23 protein-coding genes and 1 riboswitch are annotated in these 26,344 nt (G+C 65.0%); of the genes, 10 read left to right on the top strand and 13 right to left on the bottom strand.

The annotated features are described in order from the left end of the window. Positions 1-31 precede the first annotated feature (31 nt). Positions 32-1,171 carry a DUF2336 domain-containing protein gene (locus tag N5A92_RS11745; protein ID WP_260902819.1) on the top strand — a complete coding sequence of 380 codons (1,140 nt, stop codon included), beginning with the start codon at positions 32-34 and terminating at the stop codon, positions 1,169-1,171. Positions 1,172-1,493: 322 nt separating this feature from the next. On the opposite strand, the gene parE is transcribed toward N5A92_RS11745, so the two are convergent. From parE to N5A92_RS11725, 4 genes are all read right to left on the bottom strand, one after another. Further along, positions 1,494-3,542, bottom strand: a complete 2,049-nt coding sequence (gene parE, locus N5A92_RS11740) for a DNA topoisomerase IV subunit B (protein ID WP_260902816.1) — start codon at positions 3,540-3,542, stop codon at positions 1,494-1,496. A gap of 172 nt (positions 3,543-3,714) precedes the next feature. Beyond that, a complete protein-coding gene (locus N5A92_RS11735) occupies positions 3,715-4,380 on the bottom strand; it encodes a DUF2461 domain-containing protein (RefSeq protein WP_260902814.1) in 666 nt (221 codons plus the stop codon). A gap of 6 nt (positions 4,381-4,386) precedes the next feature. Then, entirely contained in the window at positions 4,387-4,728 is a 342-nt protein-coding gene (locus tag N5A92_RS11730) for a TfoX/Sxy family protein (RefSeq protein ID WP_260902813.1), read from the bottom strand. Further along, a complete protein-coding gene (locus N5A92_RS11725) occupies positions 4,718-5,197 on the bottom strand; it encodes a GFA family protein (RefSeq protein WP_260902810.1) in 480 nt (159 codons plus the stop codon). Before N5A92_RS11725 ends, N5A92_RS11730 begins: the two co-directional genes overlap by 11 nt. A 102-nt stretch (positions 5,198-5,299) precedes the next feature. Here N5A92_RS11725 and N5A92_RS11720 point away from each other — a divergent pair, with 102 nt between their 5' ends. Continuing rightward, on the top strand, positions 5,300-5,680 hold the full coding sequence (locus N5A92_RS11720) for a winged helix-turn-helix transcriptional regulator (protein ID WP_260902809.1): 381 nt from the start codon (positions 5,300-5,302) through the stop codon (positions 5,678-5,680). Positions 5,681-5,878: 198 nt separating this feature from the next. Here the strand turns inward: N5A92_RS11720 and gcvP are convergent, their stop codons facing one another. From gcvP to N5A92_RS11690, 6 genes are all read right to left on the bottom strand, one after another. After that, entirely contained in the window at positions 5,879-8,680 is a 2,802-nt protein-coding gene (gcvP, locus tag N5A92_RS11715; protein ID WP_260902808.1) for an aminomethyl-transferring glycine dehydrogenase, read from the bottom strand. A gap of 9 nt (positions 8,681-8,689) precedes the next feature. Beyond that, complete coding sequence (gcvH, locus tag N5A92_RS11710; RefSeq protein WP_260902807.1) at positions 8,690-9,058, bottom strand: glycine cleavage system protein GcvH; 369 nt, start codon at positions 9,056-9,058, stop codon at positions 8,690-8,692. A gap of 6 nt (positions 9,059-9,064) precedes the next feature. Beyond that, a complete protein-coding gene (gene gcvT, locus N5A92_RS11705; protein ID WP_260902804.1) occupies positions 9,065-10,168 on the bottom strand; it encodes a glycine cleavage system aminomethyltransferase GcvT in 1,104 nt (367 codons plus the stop codon). Between the two features lie 146 nt (positions 10,169-10,314). After that, a riboswitch (glycine riboswitch) is annotated at positions 10,315-10,401 on the bottom strand. Positions 10,402-10,508: 107 nt separating this feature from the next. Beyond that, positions 10,509-11,939 carry an alginate lyase family protein gene (locus tag N5A92_RS11700; RefSeq protein ID WP_260902803.1) on the bottom strand — a complete coding sequence of 477 codons (1,431 nt, stop codon included), beginning with the start codon at positions 11,937-11,939 and terminating at the stop codon, positions 10,509-10,511. Between the two features lie 94 nt (positions 11,940-12,033). Continuing rightward, positions 12,034-12,414 carry a helix-turn-helix domain-containing protein gene (locus tag N5A92_RS11695; RefSeq protein ID WP_260902796.1) on the bottom strand — a complete coding sequence of 127 codons (381 nt, stop codon included), beginning with the start codon at positions 12,412-12,414 and terminating at the stop codon, positions 12,034-12,036. Between the two features lie 191 nt (positions 12,415-12,605). Further along, on the bottom strand, positions 12,606-13,055 hold the full coding sequence (locus N5A92_RS11690; protein WP_260902794.1) for a YaiI/YqxD family protein: 450 nt from the start codon (positions 13,053-13,055) through the stop codon (positions 12,606-12,608). 159 nt (positions 13,056-13,214) lie between these two features. Between N5A92_RS11690 and N5A92_RS11685 the strand changes: the two genes are divergently transcribed. The 5 genes from N5A92_RS11685 (at position 13,215) to N5A92_RS11665 (ending at position 20,932) form a co-directional block, all read left to right on the top strand. Beyond that, complete coding sequence (locus N5A92_RS11685; protein ID WP_260902793.1) at positions 13,215-15,230, top strand: acetyl-CoA carboxylase biotin carboxylase subunit; 2,016 nt, start codon at positions 13,215-13,217, stop codon at positions 15,228-15,230. Between the two features lies 1 nt (position 15,231). Then, positions 15,232-15,915, top strand: a complete 684-nt coding sequence (locus N5A92_RS11680) for an HAD hydrolase-like protein (RefSeq protein ID WP_260902788.1) — start codon at positions 15,232-15,234, stop codon at positions 15,913-15,915. An 89-nt stretch (positions 15,916-16,004) separates the two neighbouring features. Beyond that, a complete protein-coding gene (gene dnaE, locus N5A92_RS11675; RefSeq protein ID WP_260902785.1) occupies positions 16,005-19,523 on the top strand; it encodes a DNA polymerase III subunit alpha in 3,519 nt (1,172 codons plus the stop codon). Positions 19,524-19,599: 76 nt separating this feature from the next. Further along, positions 19,600-20,445: an AraC family transcriptional regulator gene (locus N5A92_RS11670; RefSeq protein ID WP_260902776.1), complete on the top strand. Its 846-nt coding sequence runs from the start codon at positions 19,600-19,602 to the stop codon at positions 20,443-20,445. 103 nt (positions 20,446-20,548) lie between these two features. Further along, a complete protein-coding gene (locus N5A92_RS11665) occupies positions 20,549-20,932 on the top strand; it encodes a VOC family protein (RefSeq protein ID WP_260902775.1) in 384 nt (127 codons plus the stop codon). Positions 20,933-21,434: 502 nt separating this feature from the next. Here the strand turns inward: N5A92_RS11665 and N5A92_RS11660 are convergent. After that, complete coding sequence (locus N5A92_RS11660; RefSeq protein ID WP_260902773.1) at positions 21,435-22,742, bottom strand: DNA polymerase IV; 1,308 nt, start codon at positions 22,740-22,742, stop codon at positions 21,435-21,437. A 75-nt stretch (positions 22,743-22,817) separates the two neighbouring features. Between N5A92_RS11660 and N5A92_RS11655 the strand changes: the two genes are divergently transcribed. Beyond that, on the top strand, positions 22,818-23,393 hold the full coding sequence (locus N5A92_RS11655) for a GNAT family N-acetyltransferase (RefSeq protein WP_260902765.1): 576 nt from the start codon (positions 22,818-22,820) through the stop codon (positions 23,391-23,393). Between the two features lie 25 nt (positions 23,394-23,418). Here N5A92_RS11655 and N5A92_RS11650 read toward each other — a convergent pair whose 3' ends face one another. Beyond that, on the bottom strand, positions 23,419-23,703 hold the full coding sequence (locus N5A92_RS11650) for a DUF3572 domain-containing protein (RefSeq protein ID WP_260902762.1): 285 nt from the start codon (positions 23,701-23,703) through the stop codon (positions 23,419-23,421). A 226-nt stretch (positions 23,704-23,929) separates the two neighbouring features. Here N5A92_RS11650 and N5A92_RS11645 point away from each other — a divergent pair, with 226 nt between their 5' ends. Both N5A92_RS11645 and N5A92_RS11640 read left to right on the top strand, forming a co-directional pair. Continuing rightward, positions 23,930-24,301 (top strand): response regulator, encoded by a 372-nt coding sequence (locus N5A92_RS11645; protein WP_260902760.1) that lies wholly within the window; start codon positions 23,930-23,932, stop codon positions 24,299-24,301. 34 nt (positions 24,302-24,335) lie between these two features. Beyond that, positions 24,336-25,709 carry a PleD family two-component system response regulator gene (locus N5A92_RS11640; RefSeq protein ID WP_260902756.1) on the top strand — a complete coding sequence of 458 codons (1,374 nt, stop codon included), beginning with the start codon at positions 24,336-24,338 and terminating at the stop codon, positions 25,707-25,709. A 388-nt stretch (positions 25,710-26,097) separates the two neighbouring features. Here N5A92_RS11640 and rpmG read toward each other — a convergent pair whose 3' ends face one another. After that, a complete protein-coding gene (gene rpmG, locus N5A92_RS11635) occupies positions 26,098-26,265 on the bottom strand; it encodes a 50S ribosomal protein L33 (RefSeq protein ID WP_159586426.1) in 168 nt (55 codons plus the stop codon). Positions 26,266-26,344: the final 79 nt, after the last annotated feature.

Raw genomic sequence — 26,344 nt, 5'->3', positions numbered from 1 at the left:
GCTAGCTTGGATTCCAGGTGGGGGCATATAATTGAACGTGATCCGGCATTTCCTGAAATGGATCGAGACGGCGAAGGTCTCCGAGCGGGCGGAGGCGGCTGCTGCGCTGGCGCGCGCCTATATCCGGAGCGACCTTTCCTTCGACGACCGAATGGCGGCCGAGGCCGCTCTCACGCTGCTTCTGGACGACCCGTCGGCCAAGGTGCGGCTGGCGCTGTCAGAAACACTTTCGCTGAGCCGCCGCGCGCCCGCCCAGGTGGTCGCCGCCCTTGCCGACGACCAGCCGGAGGTCGCCGCCCCCATCCTCGTGCGCTCGCCGCTTCTTTCCGACAGCGACCTGGTCGACCGCGCGGCGACGGGCGAGCCCGAGATCCAGCTTCTCCTGGCCTCGCGGCCGCAGGTCTCCATGGCGCTTTCGGCCGCACTCGCCGAGGTCGGTACCGTCGAGGCCTGTACGGCGCTCATCCACAACGAAGGCGCGGAGATCGCCGCCGTCAGCTTCCGCCGCATGATCGAGCGCCACGGCGGCAGTGCGGTCCTGCGCGCCGCCCTTGCCACGGACCGCCGCCTGCCGCCCGATTGCCGGCACATGCTCGTCGTGCGGGTAGGGGAGGCGCTCTCGGCCGCCCCCCTCGTACAGGCGCTGATGGGTGCCGCGCGCGCCGAGAAGCTGGCACATGAAGCCTGCATCCGCGCCTCCATCACCCTCATAGACCGCACCGAACCCCGCGAGCACGCCGCCCTGGTGGAGCATCTGCGCCTGCGCGGCGACCTCACCTCAGGCTTTCTCGTGCGCAGTGTGGCGCACGGCAAGGTGGATTTCTTCGGCGCCGCGCTGGTCGCCCTGACAGGTCAGAGCGAGCCTCGCGTCCAGACCCTCCTGTCCCGCGCCCGCAGCACCGCCCTTAGCGCCCTCCTTTCCAGCGCCGGACTGAAGCCCGCCGCCCACGCCCCCATCCTCACGGCATTGGCGATCTGGCGCGAAGTGGCCAACGGCAAGCGCACGGCAGGCCCGCAGGAAGTCTCCTGGCACATGCTGAAAGCACTCGACGCCTCATCCGCCGGCACGGAAGCCGACCGCGTCGCCCTGGCAACTCTCTTAAAGCGCATCCATCTGGATGCCCTGCGCGAGAATGCTCGGCTTCAGGCTTTGACGCTCGCTGCAGCCTGATGTGCTGGGTGCGTTCCCGTCGTGGCATACACCGCATATTAGATGGGCGGACAGCGCAGAACGCACCTGCACTTCCTGCGGACGCACACGTCTGGCCTTTCGTCAGCTACCGTTCTTCTCGGCCGATCCCAGAGAGCAAGTAGCCTACGAGCATTCCGCCCGGTACGAATAGGACCAGGTTCACGGCGGGAGCAAACAGCAGGCCGAGCGCTGCCATGGAGCGACCGGCGATTTAGACCATTTCCCTTGGCTGCCGGTGAGCCTGGTGCAATTCAACGTCTCGGCGCGGTTTGCGCCTGTCTACTGCATATTCAGGTAATGCCTAAATATCCAATTCCTCCACGAACTCCGCATTATCCTGGATAAAGCGGAAGCGTGCCTCGGGTTTCGTTCCCATCAATGCGTCGACGGCCATCTTCGTCGCCTCCACGCTGTCCAGCACGTCGATGCGCAGCAACATGCGCTGGGCGGGGTCCATCGTCGTGTCCTTGAGCTGCTTCGGCAGCATCTCGCCGAGCCCCTTGAAGCGGCCGATCTCCACCTTGCCGCGGCCGGTGAACTCCTCGCGTAAAAGCTCTTCCTTGTGCGCGTCGTCGCGCGCATACATGGTCTTGCCGCCCTGGGTGATCTTGTAGAGCGGCGGCACCGCGAGGAACAGGTGCCCGCCCTCGATCAACTGCGGCATCTCCTGATAGAAGAAGGTGATGAGCAGCGAGGCGATGTGGGCGCCGTCCACGTCGGCGTCGGTCATGATGATAACGCGCTCGTAGCGCAGGTCGTCCTCGCGGTATTTCGAGCGCGTGCCGCAGCCAAGCGCCTGCACCAGGTCGGAAATCTGCTGGTTGGCGGCGAGCTTGCCGTGGCCGGCGCTGGCGACATTGAGGATCTTGCCGCGCAGCGGCAGCACGGCCTGGGTGGCGCGGTTGCGCGCCTGCTTGGCCGAGCCACCGGCCGAATCGCCCTCGACGATGAAGATCTCCGCGCCCGCCGCCGCGCCCACCGTGCAATCGGCGAGCTTGCCCGGCAGGCGCAGCTTGCGCACGGCACTCTTCCGGCTCACCTCGCGCTCCTGGCGACGCTTGAGTCGCTCGTCGGCCCGCGCGATCACCCAGTCGAGCAGCTTCGAGGCCTCTTGCGGATTGTCGGCCAGCCAATGGTCGAACGGATCGCGCACCGCGTTCTCGACCATACGCATGGCCGCGGCGGTGGCCAGCTTGTCCTTGGTCTGGCCGACGAATTCCGGCTCGCGCACGAAGACCGACAGCATGCCGGCGGCCGAGATCATCACGTCCTCGGCGGCGATAATCGAGGCGCGTTTGTTGCCGGTCAACTCCGCATAGCCGCGAAGGCCCTTAAGAAGCGCCGAGCGGAAGCCAAGCTCATGCGTGCCGCCCTCGGGCGTCGGAATGGTGTTGCAGTAGGAGTTCAGGAAGGCGTCGCCGCCATACCAGGTGACGGCCCACTCCACCGCCCCATGTCCACCGCGCTTCTCGCTGCGCCCGGAAAAGGCCTCGCGCGTTACCTGAAACTCGCCGTCGAGCGAGGCGGCCAAAAAGTCCTTGAGCCCGCCGGGGAAGTGGAAGGTGGCCTTTTCCGGCGTCTCGTCTTTCTCGCCGAGAAGGGAAGGGGCGCAGGTCCAGCGGATTTCCACGCCGCCGAAGAGATAGGCCTTGGAGCGGGCCATGCGGTAGAGGCGGGCGGGCTGGAATTTCGCGCCGGCCCCGAAAATCTCCTCGTCCGGCTTGAAGCGCACACGCGTGCCACGCCGGTTGGGCGCATCGCCAAGCGCCTCCAGCTTGCCCTGCGGCGCACCGCGCGAAAAGCGCTGGCGGTAGAGCTTTCGGCCACGCGCCACCTCCACCTCAAGCACCTCGGAAAGCGCGTTGACCACCGACACACCCACGCCGTGCAGGCCGCCCGAGGTCTCGTAGACCTTGGAATCGAACTTGCCGCCGGCATGCAGCGTCGTCATGATGACTTCGAGCGCTGACTTGTCCTTAAACTTCGGATGCGGGTCGACCGGGATGCCGCGGCCGTTGTCGGTGACGGTGAGGAAGCCGTCGGCGCCGAGCTCCACCTCGATGAAAGACGCATGCCCCGCCACCGCCTCGTCCATCGAGTTGTCGATGACCTCGGCGAAGAGGTGGTGCAGCGCCTTGTTGTCTGTGCCGCCGATATACATGCCGGGCCGCCTGCGCACCGGCTCCAGCCCCTCCAGCACCTCGATATCGGCCGCGCTGTAGCCCTCGCCGGTGTCCCGCGTCGCGGCCGCACGCGGCGTCTTGCGCTGCGGCGCCGCCGGTGCTTCCGGCTGCTTCACCCGTTCCGTATTGGAAGTGAGCCCGGCAAAAAGATCGTTGGTATCGTCCATCAAGTCGTGTTCTTCCCCGTACCCGCGAATCACCGCGATCTTGCCATGCTTTCCATGGCAAAGCTAAGGCCGTTCCGGTTCCGTTCGGTTAAGACGGGCGTTAATCAGGTTGCGCCGGCATAAGTGCCGAATTCGAATGTGGATCGCGTCATAGGGGAAGACGCCGCCGCCTTCAATGCGACTCGGCATTCAACCAGTCGAACAGTGGCTTCAGCCGGACGAACGCATCGAAGCAGCGGTCGGCGAAACCGCTCTCGCAGGCCTTGCTCGGGTCTGCGAAGTCGACCCAGCCGGCCAGCGACTTCCTGCGCAGAAGCTCGGCGCGGGGGTGATCAGCCGGGTAGGGTTGCGGCACACGCTTCAGTTCCGGCTTGCTCAGCCGAATGCCGACCGGGAAATCTTCGATCAGAGTTGCAAGCCTTTCTCCGTCCTCGCCCGCCACGCGGGCGCGGAAGGCGTCGAGGTCGGCGTTCTTGAACTCGAAAACGCCGGTGCCGACCGTCAGCAGCTCCGGCTCGAGGCCGAAATACCAGCCGGGGCGATGCCCCGCGTCCGTGTCTGGCGTGAAGGAGATGTGCAGATGCGTGTTGTACGGCGTCTTGTCGCGGGAAAAGCGGATATCCCGGTGGATGCGGAATATCTTTGGCCGGTGCGGCAGGCCACTCAGCTCGTCCAGGCGCGCCGTTATGGCGCGGCAGAAGTCTTCGGCGGGCCGCTTAACGGCGCGCTCATAGGCGGCCTTGTTCTGCGCGAACCAGTCACGGTCGTTGTTCGCGCGGAGGGCGACGAGAAATTCCAGCGTCTCGGCCGGGAAATGGGAAAATCCATCCGCTTTCATGCTTCCTCACTTCGGCGGAAGGCCCCCGACGAACCCAAGCGCCAGTGAAATCCACCCCTTCAGCGCTTCACCGTCGCAAGCCTCCGCGTCGACGAAGACGAAGCCATTCATGCGCCGCCCGCCCATTTCCATCGCTTGCGCGCCAGGGCGGGCGAGCGCCTCCGTCTGGTTTTCCTTGCCGACACGGAACATGAAGCGGCCTTCGCCCGTCTTCGTGCGGTCGGCGCCGGAAAGCATGTTGCCGTCGAGCAGAAAGCACACGCCGCCCATCATGCGCTTTTCCGAGATGCCTTGCAGGCCTTCCAGCCCGCCGCGCATGCGGGCTGTAAGCTGCTCGTCATAGGCCATGTGCCGAGCCTCCGGCTTGCGCTGCGATAGCGCGTCCAGGGCCGCCTTCGGGATGTGTGGCGAAGGAGGGCAATCCCGCTTCCACATAATCCCAGGAGGGCGCCCGGCTCGCATAGACGACCATCGCGGGCGTGACCATCTCCGGATCGTCGAGGCTGGAGGCGCGCAGAAAGGCGAGGTCGGGCATGCCCTCATTGGTCGAGTAGACGGCCGAGCCGCAATTGGGGCAGAAGCCGCGATTGACGACATTGCCGCTGTCGGCCGGACGGCTATAAAACTTCACCTCGCCGGTAACCGAGAAACCCTGCGCGGGCACAACGATATGGGTGCAGTGCCCGGTGCCGCTCGACTTGCGGCAGTCCACGCAGTGGCAATGGCCGACGATCATCGGCGCCTCCTTGCTGCGGTAGCGCACGGCGCTGCACAGGCAACCGCCCGAAAAACCCTGAGATGACGAAGCCTTCGACATGTCGTGCCTCCCATTCGGCTGACGATATTGCATGTTGATTAGGCGCATCATCTCACATAGCTTGTAACTTGCAAGTAACAAGCTAGATAGCACTGACATCTCATGACAAGACGCGAACCGCGCTCCGCTTGCCCCATCGCCACAACGCTCGACATGGTCGGCGACCGCTGGACGATGGTGATCATGCGCGACCTGATTTGCGGCAAGAAGCGTTTTTCGCAATTCCTTGCCTCACCCGAGCGCATCACCACCAACGTGCTCACCGACCGCCTGGCGGCGATGGAGGAAGACGGTCTCGTGATCCGGCGCTCCTATCAGGAGCGCCCGAAGCGCTACGAATACGTTCTCACCGAGAAGGGCGAGGCGCTTCTGCCGGTGCTGCAGGACATCTGCCGCTGGGCCAATCGCTACATGCCCGACACATGGACGCCGCCTGACCACTTCATGCGGAAGCGGACAGGCGGGGGTGACGCGTCATCTTAGCTAGAAGGAAGCCGCTGGGCAGCGAAGTCCGGAGCCGAATGTGCAGTTCACTGCCCGTCATCCCGGAAAGCCGAAGGCTTGTCCGGAAACCATTCCGCGACTTTTCCACGCTCCGGACTGGGTCCCCGACAGCCTCAGCTATCGCTCCAGCTCCGGGATGACGGGCGGTGAAGTTGACCCACGCGCACTCCTACTACCTCAACTCGCCAGCGCCTCCATTGGCGGGCAGGCGCACACCAGGTTGCGGTCGCCGGCAACGTTGTCGACGCGCGAGACGGGCGGCCAGTACTTGGACGCTGCGTCCATGCTGCCCGACGGAAAGGCGGCTTCCGCGCGCCCGTAGGGATGCGTCCAGCGATCCGCCATCAGTTCGGCCGCCGTATGCGGGGCGTTGACGAGTGGGTTGTCCTCCTTCGGCCATTCGCCCTTTTCCACGCGGGCGGCTTCCTTGGCGATTGCGATCATCGCCTCGCAGAAGCGGTCGAGCTCTTCCTTGGGCTCCGACTCCGTCGGCTCCACCATCAGCGTGCCGGCCACCGGCCAACTCATGGTGGGCGCGTGGAAGCCGTAGTCGATAAGGCGTTTTGCAATGTCCTCGACGGTGACGCCGGCACGATCCTTCAACACCCGCGTGTCGAGAATGCATTCATGCGCCACGCGCCGGTTGCGGCCCTTGTAGAGCACCGGATAGTGCGCCTTCAGCCGCTCGGCGACATAGTTGGCATTGAGGATGGCGATCTCCGTCGCCCGCTTCAGCCCGTCGGCACCCATCATGCGGATATACATCCAGGTGATCGGCAGGATCGAGGCGCTGCCGAAGGGTGCGGCCGTCACCGCATTTCGGGTCCCCAGCGCCGCATGCCCCGGCAGGAAAGGCTTCAGATGCGCCTTCACGCCGATCGGGCCGATACCCGGGCCGCCACCGCCATGCGGGATGCAGAAGGTCTTGTGCAGGTTCATGTGGCAGACGTCGGCGCCCAGATCCCCCGGCCTCGCAAGCCCCACCAACGCATTGAGGTTGGCCCCGTCGAGATAGACCTGCCCGCCATGCTCATGGATCACAGCGCACATGTCGCGCACGCCTTCCTCGAACACGCCGTGGGTGGATGGGTAGGTGATCATCAGCGCCGCCAGCCGTTCGGCATGCTCCGCCGCCTTGGCCTGCAGGTCCTCCCCGTCGATATCGCCATTCTCCGTGCAGCGCACGACGACGACCCGCATGCCGGCCATCGAGGCGGAAGCCGGGTTGGTGCCGTGAGCGGAGGAGGGGATGAGGCAGACGTCGCGCTCCCCTTCGCCGCGTTCGGCATGGTAGCGGCGGATCGCCAGAAGCCCGGCATATTCGCCCTGGCTGCCGGCATTGGGCTGCAGCGAGACGGCGTCGAACCCGGTGATCTCACCAAGCCACTCTTCCAGCTCTCCGATCATGCGGCGGTAGCCCATTGTGTGGCCCTCAGGCGCGAAGGGATGCAGCCCCGCCACCTCCGGCCAACTCACCGGCATCATCTCGGCGGCCGCGTTCAGCTTCATGGTACAGGAGCCGAGCGGGATCATCGCTCGGTCGAGCGCCAGATCCTTGTCCGCCAGCCGCCGCAGGAAGCGCATCATCTGCGTTTCCGAGCGGTTCTCGTGGAAAACCGGCTGCGTCAGGAATGTCTTGCCGCGCGGCGCGGCGGGCGCAATGGCCTCCGCCCCGTCGGTCACGGACGCACCGAAGAGTGCCGCAATCGCCTCGAGATCGGCCTCGGTCGAGGTCTCGTCGAAGGTGATCCCCAGCCGGTCCCTGTCGATCACCCGCAGGAGCCGCCCGCTCTTCTCCGCCTCTGCTGCGATCGCCTCGGCCTTGCCCTTTACGGTAACCGTCACCGTATCGAAAATCATTTCGCCGGAGACTGTTACGCCTGATTTCTTGAACGCTGCATGAAGCCGGGAAGCTAAGCCATGCACATGCCCCGCCACCGCCTTCAGCCCCTCCGGCCCGTGCCAGATGGCATAGGCCGCCGCCATGTTGGCAAGCAGCGCCTGCGCCGTGCAGATGTTGGAGGTCGCCTTGTCGCGGCGGATGTGCTGCTCGCGCGTCTGCAGCGCCAGGCGGTAGCCGGGGCGGCCGTGAGCATCCGTCGACTGGCCGACCAGCCGGCCCGGCATCAGCCGCGTCAGCCGGTCGGAGACGGCGCAATAGGCCGCATGCGGCCCGCCGAAACCCATCGGCACGCCGAAGCGCTGCATCGAACCGACGGCGATCTCGGCACCCAGTGCCGCCGGCGTGTCGCTCATGACAAGGCCCAGCGGATCGGCGACGAAGACGACGATCACGTCCCTCACTTTGGCTTCGGCGATGATGGCCGAATGATCTTCATAGACCCCGTAAGTATCCGCCCAGGGAACCACCAGCGCGCAGGTATCGTCGTCCACTGTGCCGTTGCCGATCTCAAGGCCGAGCGGCTCGGCGCGCGTCTCCACCACGTCGCGGGTCTGCGGGTTGAGCGCTCCGACAATCGAGACCTTGTTGCGCTTGCCCCGGTGGTGGCGCCAGGCGATGCCGACGGCCTCGGCCACGGCCGAAGCCTCATCGAGCAGCGAGGCGGAGGCGACCGGCAGGCCCGTCAGCTCCGTGACCAGCGTCTGGAAGTGGAACAGCATCTCCAGCCGCCCCTGGCTGATCTCGGACTGGTAGGGCGTGTAGGCCGTATACCAGGCGGGGTTCTCGAACATGTTGCGCTGGATGACGGGCGGCAGGTGGCAGCCATGATAGCCGGTGCCGATGAAGCTCTTCAGCACCGTGTTCTCCCGCATATGCGCCTGCATCTCGGCCAGCGCCTCGGCCTCGCTCGCGGGCTCCGGCAGGGCGAGCGGCCGGTCGAGGCGAATTGATTTCGGCACCGCCTGGCTTATCAGCGTCTCCACGGAGGGAACGCCGAGGGCAGCCAGCATGGTCTTCGTCTCGTCCTCGCGCGGGCCGATGTGGCGGGCGAAGAAGGGTTGTGTCATCTCAGACATATAGTGTTCCTAAGCCACGCTTTTCTTGTAAGCGTCTTCGTCCATCAGGCCGTCGAGCTGGCTTTCGTCGGAAAGCTTCATCTTCCACAGCCAGCCGTCGCCCATGGGTGCGGTGTTGACGAGGGAGGGATCGCTGGCGAGTGCCTCGTTGACCTCCGCCACCTCGCCGTCGGCGGGCGCATAGACGTCCGAAGCGGCCTTCACCGATTCGACCACCACCGCCGTCTCGCCCTTGGCAAGGGCCTTGCCCGTCTCCGGCAACTCCACGAACACGAGGTCGCCAAGCTGCTCCTGTGCATAGTCGGTGATGCCGACGGTGGCCGTGCCACCCTCGACGCGGATCCATTCGTGATCTTCGGTGAAATAGGTCTTGCTCATGCCTGTTTATCCTTTGTGGTAGCGATGCGGCGTGAAGGGCAGGGGATGGACGTGAACGGGCACGCTGTTTCCGCGCACTTCGGCGATAAGCGGCGTCCCAGCCTCGGCGAGCGCCTTGGCGACATAGCCCATGGCGACGGGATGCCCAGCCGAGGGGCCGAAGCCGCCGGAGGTCACACGACCGACGGTCTCCCTGTTCTGGTTCATCAGCGGTGCACCGGAGCGCACCGGCTGGCGCCCTTCCGGCTTCAGCCCGACGCGCTTTTCCTCAGCACCCTCGGAGACGATGCGGCGCAGCGCCTCGGCGCCGATGAAGCCGCCTTCCTCGCGCAGGCGTTTCGGGATGGCCCACAGGAGCGCCGCGCTCGCCGGGTCTGTCGTCTCGTTAATGTCCTGCCCATGCAGGCAAAGCCCGGCTTCCAGCCGCAGGCTGTCGCGCGCCGCAAGGCCGATCCACTGGGCCCGCTCGTCGGCCAGTATCTTCTCGGCGAAGGCAGGCGCCTCCTCGGGCGGTAGCGCGATCTCGAATCCATCCTCGCCCGTATAGCCCGAACGCGTGGCAAACCAGTTCTGGCGTGGTTCGGCAGCGGTCATGAAGGTGAGGTCGCTCAGATCCAGCCCCGCACCGATAAGAACACCCTCTGCCTCCGGCCCCTGCAGCGCCAGGAACACGCGCTTGAGCGGCCTCACCGTCACCTCAAAACCATCGGCAATAGCGTTGAGATGTGCCTCGTCCTTCACCGCATTGCCGGCATTCGCCACCACCATGAAGCGCTCGTCGCCAAGCCGGGTGACGATAAGGTCGTCTATGATGCCGGCCTCCTCATTGAGGAGCACCGTATATTTCGACTTTGCCTCCCCAAGCCCCGCCGTATCCAGAGGACAAGCGCGCGACAGGAAGGTGGCCGCCTGGGCGCCCTCGACCGCGAAGAGCTGCATGTGGGAGATGTCGAACAGTCCCGCTTTTTCCCGCGTGTGAAGGTGCTCCTTCATCACGCCGGCGGGATAGGTAAGCGGCATGTGCCAGCCGGCAAAAGCGCCAAAGCGCGCGCCGGCTTCTTCATGCATCGCTTCAAGCGGTAGGTGTTTTAGGGTGTTGCCGACGCTCATCGTTCCTCCAAAGCTGCACGCATGCCGCCTGTGCGGCATATCCGTGCCCCTCTGTCGGAAGCCTGAGAGACTCGCGCGGCCGGAACTCTGTCGGCAACGCTTACACCTTCGGCGCGGGGCTTTCGCCCCGACTTTCCAGAGTGTCTGACCCGTCAGCGGTCCTTTTGCCTGAGAGATTTCGGGCGATTTCCCCTTCGGCGGCAGCTTCGGCTGCTCTCTCCCACGGACAGGCAGGGCTTTCGCCCTCGACGGTCTTTTACTTAGCGCAGGCGGGCAGGCTTGTCACGTGGCGCCGACAGGTCCGTGCACAGCAATCGCCGTATGGCGGCAGCCGCGGATCCTAGCCGCTCCCGGTCGCGGCCACGTTGTAGATGCAGCCCAGACCCATCCCGAGATCGATGTCGGTCACGGCGGACTGGGCTTTCACGGGAACAAGCGTCCGCAGCTTCCTTCCCGTTTCGAGGCCGCCGTACCGGTAGGGATAGATGTGTAGCCAGCTTCCTGCGAAGTCGCTGTTCGGCCAGGATTGGAAATTCCAGTCCTGCTTTCCCGCATAGCGGCTGTTCCGGCGTTGCCGCGCCCATTTGTCGAGGATGCTTTCGTCGTCGATGGCAGCAAGGAACAGCGCCACGGCCTTGTGCAACCGCTCTTCCAGCCGCCCTGATGGCGCGATTCCCGCCGCCCGCATCAGTTCCATGGAGACGACGATCTCGCCGATGCTGGTGTAGTGATACCAGAGCGCCCTGTCGCCGCGCGTGGTCCGGTCGACGATCGATCCGTCTGCGTTGATCAGGCGAAGCATTCCCGCTTCCAGATCCTTCAGGCGGCGAACGGCCTGGTTCTTTCGTCCCGCCGCGAGATCGTTGACGACCGTGGGCCAGTACCAGCCCATATTCAGGCCGAAATAGACCTGCGTCGGACGCTTGAGCCGCCGCGACCACTGACCGATCCATTGCTGGATCGCCGCGTGCTCGCTCCTCAATTCCTCCGTCGCCGTATCCGCCAGGGCGACGTAGTATGCGCGGACAAGCCCCGCACCGATGAACGTAGCGAACGTGGCGTCCTTCATCCCCGAAGGGTCGCGCCCCTCCGGATCGCGCCATTCCGAGCACTTGCCGCTGGTGTTGAGGTTTCCGCCTCGGTCCACGCAGCTTATGGTTTCCAGGAGGGCACCTTCTCGGGCCCAGCGTGCCAGCACGGTGATCAGCTTTCGCTTCCGCTCCTCGTCGCCGGAGGCAAGTGCGTAGACCGCCTCACCGCTGAAAGCGCCCGCGAACTTCTCCACCTCCCATGCTCCGTCGACGGAGCGCACGTTGTCCTGACGGGAATTGAGGCCGCTGATCTTCTTGACCGGAACGTTTGCGAGTGCCCATTCTTGGCCCGCTGCCGGCTGGCAAAGAGCGCCGGATTTCTTGGGAGCGTTCGCCAGGGCCGAAAGCACGTCCGTCGGCAGCAGGTATCGAGCCGGCGAAGAGAGCGTTTTGAGAATGGGCGTGGCAGCTGCATTCGTCAGGGCCTGGCACCAGACGCCCGCGTTATCCTCCTTCAACGCGTCAAGACCGGCGAGAATGTCGGATTTGCCGGCCATCTGCTCGGCGAAGACGTGTGCGGCCGCCTGCGTGCGCCGGCCGGGAATTCCATCCGCCGGCCCTGGATCGTAGCCGAACTCGGCCAAGCGCTGCTGAACGCATGCGATATCGTCGTTTGCGGACGCTAGTCCGACCGCGGCCGACAGTGCGAATATTCCCCCCACGATCGCGCGCAGCCGCATGTCCTTCCCCCCAAGCCTGACGCATCATCGTATGATCGCATGAACGGCGTCCTTGGGCCAGAGAGAACAACGCTTCGCGCGTCTGCGGGACCTCTTATCCCTGTCCGGCGCGTGCCAGATCCTCTTCGATCTGTGCGATGACGCGAGCCGATTCGCTATGCAGGCGGCGCAGGCGCTTGAGGTTCGCCGAAACCGCCTGCACCAGCTCCGAGCGGCTCTCGTCCGCCGGCGAGGTGCCGACGCCGTGCAGGAGCCAGGAGAGGCTGACGTTGAGGACGCCCGCCAGCATGGCCAGCCGGTTGGCGCGCGGTTGCGAACGGTCGGTCTCCCACGCCTGTATGGTCGACGTCTTCACGCCGAGGCGGCGGGCGAGTTCGGCCACCGTGAGGCCGGCCGCATCGCGGGCGCGCGACAGGCGTCCGCCCATCGTGTCGAGGTCGCGGGTATCGGAATAAATATCTACGGTGTCAGGCACCGGGGCGTTCCTCCTTATCTGAACTGGATCATGCCGCAGGGGGTGCGGCGAGGAGGCTTAAAGCATGAAGGACCCGGCCCACGATAACAAGCCAGGGCGGAAAATTGTTATCCATATGCCAAAAAAGGCGGGCCACATCAGAATGTTGCACAACGATCTTGAAGTCCTGTGCACAATAGCCGCGCCGGCGCCTACGCCTTCAGCGCTCGCCGCACGGCCAGGTCCAGCGCCTGCAGGAAGGCTGAGCGGTCCCTGGCGGTAAAGCCGGCGTTATAGCCCTTGATCTCGCCTGCCTCGCGCAAATCTTGCTTCAGGTTGCGCATGGCGACATCCATGCCGATGGTCTGCCGCGTGAAGGCGCGGCCGGTCGGGCCGAGCACGTGGAGGCCTTTCTCCACCAGCCGGGCGGCCAGCGGCACATCGGCGGTGATCGCGATATCGCCGGCGGCAGCGTCCTCGGCGATCCAGTCGTCCGCCGCGTCTGCTTTCCCCGGCACCACCACGTGGCGGATCATCGGATCGCGCGAGGGGCGCAGGCCGCCATTGGAGACGAAGACAACCGGAACGCCATGCCGCTCGGCAACCCGCGTCACCTCCGCCTTCACCGGGCAGGCATCGGCATCGACATAGATCGCCGGCAACGGCTCCACCTCAGTAGTTCACCACGCTCGGTCGAACGTTTTTCAGGAAACACACTGCCGTGCAAGTCCGCCCATACGGCCCACAAGCTTCAGCAGGGCATGTCTTGAGCCCTCCCGCGCAACCTCATACAAGGAGAAGGTTGCCGGGGAAATGTCCGCATGTTCAAGACGATATTGATTGCCAACCGGGGGGAGATAGCCTGCCGTGTGATCAAGACGGCCCAACGGATGGGCATCGCCACCGTCGCCGTCTATTCGGAAGCCGACGCCGACGCGGTGCATGTGGAGATGGCGGACGAGGCGGTGGCGATCGGTCCTGCGGCGGCAAGCCAAAGTTATCTCTCCACCGAGCGCATTCTCGCCGCCTGCAAGGAAACAGGCGCCGAAGCCGTGCATCCAGGTTACGGCTTCCTCTCGGAGAACGCGGATTTCTGCGAGAAGCTGGAGGCGGCGGGAATCGTCTTCATCGGTCCCAAGCCCAAGGCGATCCGCGCCATGGGCGACAAGATCACGTCGAAGAAGATCGCCGCCGACGCCGGTGTCTCCACCGTCCCCGGCTTCATGGGTCTGATCGAGGATGCCGAACACGCTGCAGAGATCGCCACGGAAATCGGCTATCCGGTGATGCTCAAGGCTTCGGCCGGCGGCGGCGGCAAGGGGATGCGCATCGCCTGGAACGAGCAGGAAGCGCGCGACGGCTTCGCACGGGCGAAGTCGGAAGCTGCTAGCTCCTTCGGCGACGACCGCATCTTTATCGAAAAATTCATCGAGGAGCCGCGCCACATCGAGATCCAGGTGCTGGGCGACGCCTTCGGCCACTGCATCCACCTCGGTGAGCGCGAGTGCTCTATCCAGCGGCGCAACCAGAAGATCATCGAGGAGGCGCCGTCGCCCTTTCTCGACGCGGAGACGCGTGCGGCGATGGGCGCGGAAGCCGTGGCGCTGGCGAAGGCCGTCGACTATCAGAGCGCCGGCACCGTGGAATTCATCGTCGACAGGGACCGCAACTTCTACTTCCTGGAGATGAATACGCGCCTCCAGGTCGAGCACCCGGTGACCGAGCTCGTCACCGGCATCGACCTGGTGGAGGAGATGATTCGCATCGCCGCCGGTGAAAAGCTGCGGATCGCCCAGGACGCGGTGAAGCTGAAGGGCTGGGCCGTCGAAAGCCGGCTCTATGCGGAAGATCCGGTACGCAACTTCCTGCCTTCCATCGGACGCCTCGCGCGCTACCGCCCGCCTGAGGAGGAGCAGCGGGGCGACGTCGTCGTCCGCAATGACACGGGTGTGGCCGAAGGCCTGGAAATCTCCATGTTCTACGACCCGATGATCGCCAAGCTCGTCACATGGGCGCCGGACCGCCTTGCCGCCATCGACGCCATGTCCGATGCGCTCGACCGCTTCGTGATCGACGGGATCGAGCATAATATCCCCTTTCTCGCAGCCATCATGCGCCATCCGCGCTGGCGCGAGGGGCGGCTTTCCACGGGCTTCATCGCAGAGGAATATCCGCAAGGCTTCGCGCCGCCCCCGCCTTCAAAGAACGAGCGCGCGATCCTGTGCGCCGTGGCCCTGGCGGTCGAACTCCTGCGCCGCGACCGGCTCGACCGGCTGCCCGGCCGTCTCGCCCCGCACTCCGGCAAGATCAGGCGCGATTGGATGGTGCGGCTTGGCGCGGATGACTATGTGCCCATTGCGGTCTCGGAATGTGCCATAGCCGTTCCGACCAGGCTGAAGGTGAAAGTGGGGGAGGGCACTGCACTCGATGTCGTCTCGTCCTGGCGGCCCGGCGAGCCCGTATGGCACGGCAGCGTGGGCGGGCGCGCGGTGGCCGTCCAGGTGCGTTCGGTGCTCAACGGCGTCAGGCTTTCCTGGCAGGGCGTTGCGGCGACGGCGCATGTCATGCCGCCGCGCATCGCCGAGCTCGACCGTCTGATGCCCGTATGCGCGGCGCCCGACACCTCGAAAATGCTTCTTTGCCCGATGCCCGGGCTCGTCGTCTCCATCGCCGTCAGCGAGGGCCAGGAGGTGAAGGCAGGCGAGATCCTGGCTGTGGTCGAGGCGATGAAGATGGAAAACGTCCTGCGCGCCGAGCGCGACTGCACCGTCACCTCGATCAAAGCCGCCCCCGGCGACAGCCTCGCCGTCGATGCCGTCATCATGGAGTTCGCCTGACATGGAATCCCAAGAGAAGCGCCCAGCGATTCTGTTCGACCTCGACGGGACGCTGACGGACCCGTTCTTCGGCATCACCAACGGCATCCGCCACGTCCTGCAGAAGATGGGCCGCACGGCGCCCGCCGCCGAGGACCTGCGCGTGTGCATCGGCCCGCCGATCCAGGACACCTTCGCAAGGCTGCTCGAAAGTTCCGACGAGGCTCTCATATGGGAAGCCGTCGGTCACTACCGGCAGCGCTACGGCGAGATCGGCAAGTTCGAGAACAAGGTCATTCCCGGCATTCCCGAGGCGCTGGCGCACTGCGAGGACGCCGGTTTCTTCCTGTCCGTCGCCACCTCCAAGGTGGAAACCTACACGGGCGACATCCTCGATCACTTCGGCCTCAGCCGCTTCTTCGACGCCGTACACGGCTCCGCCCTCGACGGCACCAATTCCAACAAGGCCGACCTGATCCGACACATCCTCGCAAGCGAGCCCGTGGACCCCGCCCGCACCGTCATGGTCGGCGACCGCTCGCACGACATCATCGGCGCAAAGGCCAATGCGCTGCCGGCGATCGGCGTCCTGTGGGGCTTCGGCGCCCGCGCCGAACTGGCCGAAGCCGGCGCCGCCGAAATCGTCGCCCGCCCGGAGAAACTTCCCCGTGCAATTGCCGAGACCCTGACACCGTTGCCAGCCTGAAAACCCGTGCGCAGAGCACCGGCGCCCTTTACCGGCTGGGCGCGTTGCTGAACAATGGGCACGAATCCTCAACGTGGATGCGGTGAACAATGGCGAGTGACAGGCGACAGCGCGACCCGATCCTGCTGGAAGCAGAGCGCGAGAAGAGGCGGCCGGAGCGGCCGTTCATCCATCTGCGCGTGCATTCGGCCTATTCGCTGCTCGAAGGCGCCCTGCCGCTCGGCAAGATTATCGGCCATGCCGTCAAGGACGAGGCGCCAGCCATCGCCGTCACCGACACCAACAACCTCTTCGGCGCCCTGGAGTTTGCCCAGAAGGCGGTGAAGGAGGGCGTGCAGCCCATCATCGGCTGCCAGCTCGCCGTCGCCTTCGAGGATGCGCTCAGTGAGGCGCGGCGGGCGAACGGCCGCAAGGCCGTGGCCGAGTACGACCCGCTGGTGCTGATCGCGGCGAACGAGATTGGCTACACGAACCTCGTCCGGCTCGTCAGCCGCGCCTATCTCGACAACGAGGCGGGCGCCGCCGTCCACGTGGCCGCCGAGTGGCTTGCCGAGCACAGCGACGGCATCATCTGCCTCACCGGCGGCCCGCGCGGCCCGCTGGGCGCCGCGTTCAGGGCCGAGCGGCCGGAGGTGGCCGAGGCGCGGCTTTCCTTCCTGAAGGAGACCTATGGCGACCGGCTCTACGTGGAGCTGGAGCGCCTGGAAGGCTACGACCGGGCGCTGGAAGCCGCGACGGTCGGTCTCGCCTACCGCCACGACCTGCCATTGGTCGCTACTAACGAGGCCTTCTTCCCCGCCCGCGACGATTTCGAGGCCCACGACGCACTGATCGCCATCGCTGAGGGCGCCGTCATTGCCATGGACGACCGCCGCCGCCTGACCCCGGACAACCATCTGAAGAGCCAGGCGGAGATGGCCCGGCTCTTCGCCGACCTGCCGGAAGCCGTCGACAACACGGTCGAAATCGCGCTGCGCTGCTCCTATTATCCGAAGAACCGTGATCCGATCCTGCCGCGCTTCGCCGGCGGTGATGCCGAGGATGCCGAAGCCGCGCTGAAGGCGGAGGCCGACGAGTTGCGCCGCCAGGCGCGCGAGGGTCTGGAAAGGCGGCTGGCCGACCAGGGCCTTGCCGAAGGCTATACGCCGGAAAACTACTCCGAGCGCCTGGAACACGAGCTCGGCATCATCGAGCGCATGAAGTATCCCGGCTACTTTCTTATCGTCGCCGACTTCATCAAATGGGCCAAGGCGAGAGGCATCCCCGTCGGCCCCGGCCGCGGCTCGGGCGCCGGCTCGCTGGTCGCCTACGCGCTCACCATCACCGACGTCGACCCCTTGCGCTTCTCCCTCCTCTTCGAGCGCTTCCTGAACCCCGATCGCGTGTCGATGCCCGACTTCGACATCGACTTCTGCCAGGACCGGCGCGACGAGGTGATCCGCTACGTGCAGGAGAAGTACGGCCGCGACCAGGTGGCCCAGATCATCACCTTCGGAACGCTGCAGGCCCGCGCCGTGCTCCGTGACGTCGGCCGCGTATTGCAAATGCCTTACGGCCAGGTGGACCGGCTGTGCAAGATGGTTCCCTCCAACCCGGCCAACCCGACGCCGCTCGGCAAAGCGATCGAGGACGAGCCGCGCTTCGCCGAGGAGGTGGAAAAGGAACCCATCGTCGGCACGCTGCTGGAGATCGCCCAGAAGCTCGAAGGCCTCTACCGTCACGCCTCCACCCACGCCGCCGGCATCGTCATCGGCGACCGGCCCCTGTGGGAACTGGTGCCCATGTACCGCGACCCGCGCTCCGACATGCCGGTCACGCAGTTCAACATGAAGAAGGTTGAGGATGCGGGCCTCGTCAAGTTCGACTTCCTCGGCCTGAAGACGCTTACGGTCCTCGACACGGCGGTCAAGCTCATCCGCCGTCGCGGCATCGAGATCGACCTGTCGAAGATCCCGCTCGACGATCCAGAGACCTACGCCATGCTGTCGCGCGGCGAAACGGTCGGCATCTTCCAGGTGGAAAGTGCGGGCATGCGCAAGGCGCTGATCGGCATGAAGCCCGACCGCATCGAGGACATCATCGCGCTGGTGGCGCTCTACCGCCCCGGCCCGATGGAGAACATTCCCACCTACAACGCGCGCAAGCACGGCGAGGAGGAGCTTTCCTCGATCCACCCGAAGATCGACCACCTGGTGAAGGAGACGCAGGGCGTCATCGTCTACCAAGAGCAGGTGATGCAGATCGCGCAGGAGCTCTCAGGCTACTCCCTCGGCGAAGCGGACCTCCTGCGCCGCGCCATGGGCAAGAAGATCCGCGCCGAGATGGACAAGCAGCGCGTGCGTTTCGTGGAAGGCGCCGTCGAGCGCGGGCTGGAAAAGCCGCAAGCCGACTTCATCTTCGATCTCCTGGCCAAATTCGCCGACTACGGCTTCAACAAGTCCCACGCCGCCGCCTACGCCATCGTCTCCTACCAGACGGCCTATCTGAAGGCGCACTATCCTGTCGAATTCCTGGCTGCGTCCATGACCTACGACATGGCCAATTCCGACAAACTCAACGATTTCCGGCGCGACGCCATGCGTCTCGGCATCGAGGTCGTGCTGCCCTCCGTGCTCACCAGCTACCGCGATTTCGAGGTGGGCGAGAACCGCATCTACTATTCGCTCGCCGCCATCAAGGGCGTCGGCGATGCCGCGGTGGAGCACATCGTTGAGAAGCGCAACGAAAAGCCCTTCGAAAGCCTTGAGGACTTCTGCGCCCGCGTCGAGCCCCGCATCGTCGGCAAGCGGGTCCTGGAAAGCCTCATCTGCGCCGGTGCCTTCGATTGCTTCGGCCACGACCGCGCCGCGCTCTTCGCCGGCGTCGACCGCCTGATGGGTATGGCCGCGCGCGCCGCGGAGGACGCGGCGATGGGGCAGGGCGATATCTTCGGCCTCGCCGCCTTGGAGCCGCAGAAGCTGCACCTGCCAGCCGCCGATCCCTGGCTGCCGGCCGAAAAGTTGCACCGCGAGTTCCAAATGGTCGGCTGCTACCTGTCCGCCCACCCCCTCGATGACTATCTGCCGACGCTGGAAAAGATGCGCGTGCAGAGCTGGGCCGCCTTCCAGGCCGCCGTCAAGCACGGCGCCACCGCCGGCCGGCTCGCCGGCACGGTCACGGCCAGGCAGGAGCGCAAGACCCGCACCGGAAACAAGATGGGCATCGTCCAGTTCTCCGACGCCACCGGCCAGTACGAGGCCGTCCTCTTCTCGGAGACGCTCCACCAGTACCGCGACCTCCTGGAGCCGGGCAGTTCGGTCGTCATCATGGTCTCGGCCGAGGACCGCCCGGAGGGCGTGAACCTGCGCATCCAGACCGTCCAGTCCCTGGAGGATGAGGCAAGCCGCATGCAGAAGGCGCTGCGCGTCTACCTGCGCAACGCCGCCCCCCTCGACGCCATCTCCTCCCAGCTCAAGGGCCGCGGCGAGGGACAGGTAAGCCTCATCGTCATCAAGGAGGGCGGCCAAGGCGAGATCGAGATCGGCCTGCCCGACCGCTATCGCATCTCCCCCCAGATCGCCGCTGCCATGCGCGCCGTGCCAGGCGTGGTGGACGTGGAGCTGGTATAAGCTTCAATCGTCCGGCCTGATTTTGTAGGCTCCATACCGAATAGAGATGCCCTTCGACCAGGTTCGGGCCGTTTCGATGCTGTTTCGATCCTATGTTCCGCGTGCTCCGCTCTCGGAATTCGTAGACGATTTCTGGCTCTACGAAGATTATACGGGTGCGCATTCCTGGGAACGGATTCTGCCAAGTGGAACGTTCGAGATGGTGTTCAACCTGCGCGAGGACGAGCTGCGCATCTATAGCGCCTCCGATCCGCGTGAATGCCGGCGCTTTGCCGGAGCGGCGGTTTCCGGCCCCTATGCCGGCGCATTCGTGAGCGACACGGCGGAGGAAGCGGCACTTTTAGGGGTCCACTTCAAGCCGGGCGGCGCCTTCGCCATCCTCGGTCTGCCAGCCGCCGCGTTCACCAATCTGCATGTCGATCTGCGGACGATCTGGGGACCTGCCGCTACCATGCTCCGGGAACGCCTGTGCGTGATGACCCGGCCGCTCGCGCGATTCCAGCTTCTCGAACAAGTACTTTTGGGAAAGCTTTACGAGCCTCCGGCCCGTCATGGCGCCGTCGGTGTCGGGTTGGACGTCCTGATGCGCACCCATGGCCGGGAACGGGTCCGCGACATCGCGAAAGCCGTGGATTTGAGTCCGCGACGCTTCATCGAGGTGTTCACCGCCGAAGTCGGCCTGACGCCGAAGCTTTTCGGCCGCGTGCGCCGGTTCCAGCATGCCGCCGCATCGTCGCGAAGCGCGGCAAGAACCGACTGGGCTAAGCTTGCCGTCGAATGCGGCTATTTCGACCAGTCTCATCTCATTCGCGAGTTTGTCGAGTTCTCGGGGCTGACCCCGGCCCAATTCCACGAACGCCTGAATACGTTCGACCGATCAGGCATGCACGTGAAGCGCCATCATCTCCCGTCCGCAGACTGACTTCCATTTTATCCAATCCGCGCCGCGCTTCGGCTGATACAGGGAAGCGAACGCGCGTCGGCGGTCGAGGCTGGCCGCGCCTTTCCGGCAATGGGAGAAAGAGATGTCCGAGACGACCGTCAATGTCCGTTACATGGTCGATGATGTCGAGGCCGCAATCGCGTGGTATACGCGCCACCTCGGCTTCTCGCTTCTATCGAGCTATGCACCTGCCTTCGCGGATGTGCAGCGCGGAGCGTTGCGGCTCTTGCTCAGCGGGCCGACGAGCTCGGCGGGCCGGCCGATGCCTGACGGCGAGCAGCCCCGGCCCGGCGGCTGGAACCGCATTCACCTGATCGTCGACGATCTGTCCGCCGAGGTAGCACGGCTGCGTGGCGGCGGCGTCCAGTTCCGTAATGAGATCGTCACGGGGCCGGGAGGCTCGCAGACCCTGCTGGTCGATCCTTCCGGAAATTTCGTCGAGCTGTTCCAGCCAGCGCGTAAATGACGTCCGGTCCTCCGCCATAGGACAAGCCGGCCCCCATTCCGGAATGTGGACGAGGCACGGCATGGATCCTCGGGTCAAGCCCGAGGATGACGAAGGGGGAGATGGCTGCGCTAGTCACCAACGTTGGCGTCTTGCCGCCACTTGTCCGCTATTCGTCATCCTCGGGCTTGACCCGAGGACCCATGCCAGAACACTGACCATGGACACCAACTGGCCCAACGTGATCCAAGCGGGGATAGATTTTACCGCTCGTTCCCGCTAACCCATGGATCCCCCACAACCTGCAAACTTTTCTTGCAGGAAAATTCGCTCCCCCTGCCCAAGCCGCCCCTGCTTCCCATGTTCTTTGACATAGCCCGGCTTCGGCAGAAGGTGGGTCGTCTCCGCCGCGCGCCCGACCTGAATCGAATACCGTGGAGCGGAAAAGAAACATCGATCTCGAGCACGAACTGCAACGAGCCCACCTGGCGGCTTCGCGGCTACCCCCTCAGGGGAGGAACGGCTAATCATCCTCCCGCTGCGGCCGCGCCTTTTTCGCCCGGCCGAACGTATAGCCCGTCTCCACCGCCTCGCGTCCGTATTTCTCCCGCAGGCTGTCGATCGCCCCCTCGGCAAGCGCCCGCTTGTGCGACAGGCGGTCGACGAGGTCCGGCGGGTCGGCCTTGGCCACATCGGTCAGGTCGCTCACGCCGATGCCAAGGAGGCGGAAGCGGGTGCCGTCGGTCTCGCGCTTCAGCATGTCAAGGCCGGTGTGGAAGATGCGGTCGGCAAGCCGCGTCGGGTCGCCCAGTTGCCGGTTGCGCGTGCGGATGCGGAAGTCGGCGGTCTTCAACTTCAACACCACCGTGCGCCCGGCAATCTCCGCCTTCTTCAGCCGTGCCGAAACGCGCTCCGACAAGGCCCTCAGCACCGGCACCAGCTCTTCGAAGGCGGCGATGTCCTTGTCGAAGGTGGTCTCCGACGACACGCTCTTCGCTTCGCCGCGCGGCTCCACCGTGCGTGTGTCCATGCCGCGCGACAGCCGGTGGAGCCGGTCGCCCATCGTGCCGTAGCGGCGCATGAGGTCGGCGCGCTCCAAGCGCTGCAACTGGTCGATGGTGCGGATGCCGTCATTCGCCAGCGTCGCCGAAAAGGCCTTGCCGACGCCCCAGATGATCGTCACCGGCTGCTGGGCCAGGAAGGAAAGCGCCTCGTCGCGGCCGATGACGGAGAAGCCGCGCGGCTTGTTGAAGTCGGAAGCCACCTTGGCGAGGAATTTGCAGTAGGAAAGGCCGACCGAAACGGTAATCCCGATCTCGTCCTCGACCTGCCTGGCGAAGCGGGCGAGCACGAAGGCCGGCTCCGCCCCGTGCAGCCGCTCCGTACCGGAAAGATCCAGAAACGCCTCGTCGATCGACAGCGGCTCAACCAGCGGCGTCAGCGCCAGCATCATCTCCCGCACCTGTCGGCCGACACGCACGTATTTCTCCATGTCCGGCTTGATGACGACAGCCTCGGGACAGGCCTCCAGCGCCTTGAACATGGGCATCGCCGAGCGCACGCCGTTGATGCGGGCAATGTAACAGCAGGTGGAGACGACGCCGCGCTTGCCGCCGCCGATGATCACCGGCTTGTCGCGCAGGCTCGGGTCGTCGCGCTTTTCCACAGCCGCATAGAAGGCATCGCAGTCGATATGGGCGATGGACAGCGCGCCGAGCTCCTCGTGGCGCAGCACGCGCGGACTGCCGCATGCCTTGCAACGGCGCTCGCCCGGGCTCGCACGGGAGAGGCAGTCGCGGCAAATGCCGTGCACGGGAGCGTTGACAGCCATGGCAGCTTATGAGAACATAAAGGGAACAGGATAATAGAGCAACGCGCACGCCAGCACAAGCAGAGGAGAGGGAGCGTGACGGTTTCAATCGTCCCGTTGAGACCGGAGCTCTGGCCGGCTTTCGAGGATCTGTTCGGCAAGCAGGGCGCCTGCTACGGCTGCTGGTGCACGCATTTCCGCCTGCCGCCCGCGGTGCGGCGGGAAAACGACCGGCAGCGCAACAAGGACCATATCCGGACGCGGGTGGAGGCGGGGCCGCCGCCGGGGCTTTTGCTGTTCGAGGGCGAAAGGGCCGACGGCTGGATGCAGATCGGCCCCCGTCTCGACGTGCCGGAGTGGAACAATCGCGGCCGCGTCTCCGCGCCTTTGGACGACGCGCCAGCGGACGACCCGGCCGTATGGGCCATTTCCTGCTTCTTTATCCGCACGAGCGCCCGCGGACGCGGCCACACCCATGCGCTGGTGCGTGCCGGCATCGATTTCGCCCGCGCGGAAGGGGCACGTGTTCTCGAAGCGTGCCCGATGACGCAGTCCAAGGACGCGCGCTCCATCGGGCTTTTCGTCGGTTCGCGCCGTGTTTTCGACAAGGCTGGTTTCAGCGAAGTGGTCGAGCGCAAGATAGGCCGACCCCTGATGCGGCTGGCGCTATGAGCACACGGCCGTCGCCGAAGCGCGGTCAGGGTTGGATATCCCAGTCTCCGTCGCCGAGGGGGAGGTGCCTGTGCGCGGTCGACACGTCCTGCGGCGGCACGCCGCTTTGCTCGCTGAAGCTCAGAAGGGTGGGCGCGTGCGCAAGCACGAACTGTAGCACGCCGGCGAGGAAGCCCGGCTCGTTCGCGGCCTGCCGGATCTGCCCCGCCTCGATGCCCGTCAGCGCCAGGAAGCGAGGCAGAAGCTCCGGATCGGAGGCGATGAAGGAGAGCGCCTGAATGGCGATCGCTTCGGCCTGTTCTTGTTGCATGGGCGGCGCATCCTCAGGATTCTGCGGGTTCGCCGGTGCGATAAAGGCAAAGACGGACCGGCGCAAGCGGCGACAAAAGCAGGCGCTCCAGCTTGAACCAATCAATTCAGAGAGGATACTTTTTCTTTTCGTAAAGCAAATCATGCCATAAAGCAGTTGGGGACACCGGCAAGAGCGCCCGTACCTGCGTTGGCGGGAAGGGGTGTGCCAGCGGTATGGGGGTCCAATGCCAAAAAAGGTCATGATCGTCGAGGACAACGAGCTCAACATGAAGCTCTTCCGCGACCTCATCGAGGCCAGCGGCTACGAGACCGTGCGCACGCGCAATGGCCTGCAGGCGTTGGATCTGGCACGCGACCACCGCCCCGACCTCATTCTCATGGACATTCAGCTCCCCGAAGTCTCCGGCCTGGAAGTCACAAAGTGGCTGAAGGAGGACGACGAACTACATTCCATCCCCGTCATCGCCGTCACCGCCTTTGCCATGAAGGGAGATGAGGAGCGCATCCGCCAGGGCGGCTGTGAGGCCTATATCTCTAAGCCGATCTCGGTGACCAGTTTCATTGAGACCATCAGATCCTATCTCGGTGACGCGTGATGAGTGCGGCGGAAAAGTATACCCGGAGTTGGTCATGACAGCCCGCATCCTCGTCGTCGATGACATCGCCGCAAATCTGAGGCTGCTCGAAGCGCGGCTTATGGCCGAGTACTATGAAGTGGTGACGGCGCGTTCCGGTCAGGATGCCATCGAAATCTGCGAGTGCAGCAAGGTCGACGTGGTGCTGCTCGACGTCATGATGCCGGGCATGGATGGCTTCGAGGTCTGCCGCCGACTGAAGTCCGATCCTGCAACCACGCATATTCCCATCATCATGGTTACCGCCCTCGGCCAGCCGGCCGACCGCGTACGCGGGCTCGAGGCCGGCGCCGACGATTTCCTCACCAAACCGGCCAACGACCTGCAGCTTCTCACAAGGGTGAAAAGCCTGGTCCGGCTGAAGGCGCTGACGGACGAATTGCGCCTGCGCGCCGCCACGACGCGCAACATCGGCATCGAGCAACTCCTCGAGAAGAAGAGCGGAGATGTGGAAGAGACGCCGAGCGTGCTCCTGTTGGACGACGACGCTGCCACCGGGCGGCGCATCAGGAGGCTTCTGAGCGGCACTTTTGACCTCGACGTGGCGGAGGAGCCGCAGGCCGGGCTCCGCCAGGCGGTCGAGGGCGCTTATGAGTGCATCATGGTGTCTACAGGCTTTGCCGACTATGACCCGCTGCGGCTTTGCTCGCAGCTCCGGGCGCTCGAATCGACGCGCCTGGTACCCATTATTCTTCTGGCGGGCGAGGGCGATGAGGAGCGCATCATCCGCGGGCTGGAGCTCGCGGTGAACGACTTCGTGCTGCGCCCGGTCGAGCGCCAGGAACTGATCGCCCGCCTGCGCACCCAGATCCGTCGCAAGCGCTACAACGACAGCCTGCGCTCCAGCGTCGCGCAGACGGTGGAAATGGCGGTCACCGATCCGCTGACGGGCCTGCACAACCGGCGCTATCTCGACAGCCACCTGCAGAGCCTGTTCGACCGTTCGACGGCGCGCAAGCGGCCGCTTTCCATCATGATCGCCGACATCGACCGCTTCAAATCCATCAACGACACCTGGGGGCATGACGCCGGCGACGCCATCCTCAAGACGTTTGCCAAGCGGCTGCGCAAGAACCTGCGCGGCATCGACCTCGTCTGCCGTTACGGCGGCGAGGAGTTCGTCGTCGTCATGCCGGACACGGAACTCGACGTGGCGGAGAAGGTGGCCGAACGCATTCGTGCCGAGATTGCCAGCGGGCCATTCCTGACCGGCCAGGGCGATCAAGCCGTTGACGTCACCGCAAGCCTCGGCGTTGCTTCCGCGAGGATGCCGGGGGACACGGTGGAGGCACTGATGAAGCGGGCCGATCTCGCGCTCTATGAAGCCAAGACGCGGGGACGCAACCGCGTCGTCGCGCCGGCGGCTTGAACGCCTCGAGTATGGTTACGCGTTTACCCTAACATGAACCATTTCATCACGATGGTTAAGTAAGTGTTGATTTTCTTGAGTACTTGCGCGAGTGTCGCAACCGAAGGTGGACGAACCGCTCGAGGGGACTGGCGGTTACGTCTTACAGATACCCCATGATGCTCAGGTCCGCCGCATCTCCTGGGTCCGTGGGGTTGGCCGGCCGGCGCTGGCGTAAGTGGCCTCCTCGTACCGCTGCCAGATTGCCGACCGGCCCCCTTCTCACTGCAACGGATACGGGTAATCGCTCGGCAGCCGGCGCGCACGGCCGCGGCTCTCATGTAGGATATGCACAATAAAAAACGGCGCCCCAGTGGGCGCCGCCTACATGCGAGGAAAGCAGCCGAAGCTACTTGATCTTGGCTTCCTTGAACTCGACGTGCTTGCGCGCCACCGGATCGTATTTGCGCTTGGTCATCTTCTCCGTCATCGTCCGGCTGTTCTTCTTGGCGACGTAGAAGTAGCCCGTGTCGGCCGTCGACTGGAGCTTGATCTTGATGGTCGTGGCCTTGGCCATGGCATTCGTCCGTTTCTGGTGATGAAGATGGCGGCCCGTCACGATTGCGGCAGGGCGCGCGGAAAACTCGCCGGACACA

Source organism: Chelativorans salis, from assembly GCF_025336525.1.
Classification (GTDB): domain Bacteria; phylum Pseudomonadota; class Alphaproteobacteria; order Rhizobiales; family Rhizobiaceae; genus Chelativorans; species Chelativorans salis.
Note: the sequence above shows the minus strand (reverse complement) of the source record. Positions and strands in the feature narration are given on the sequence as shown.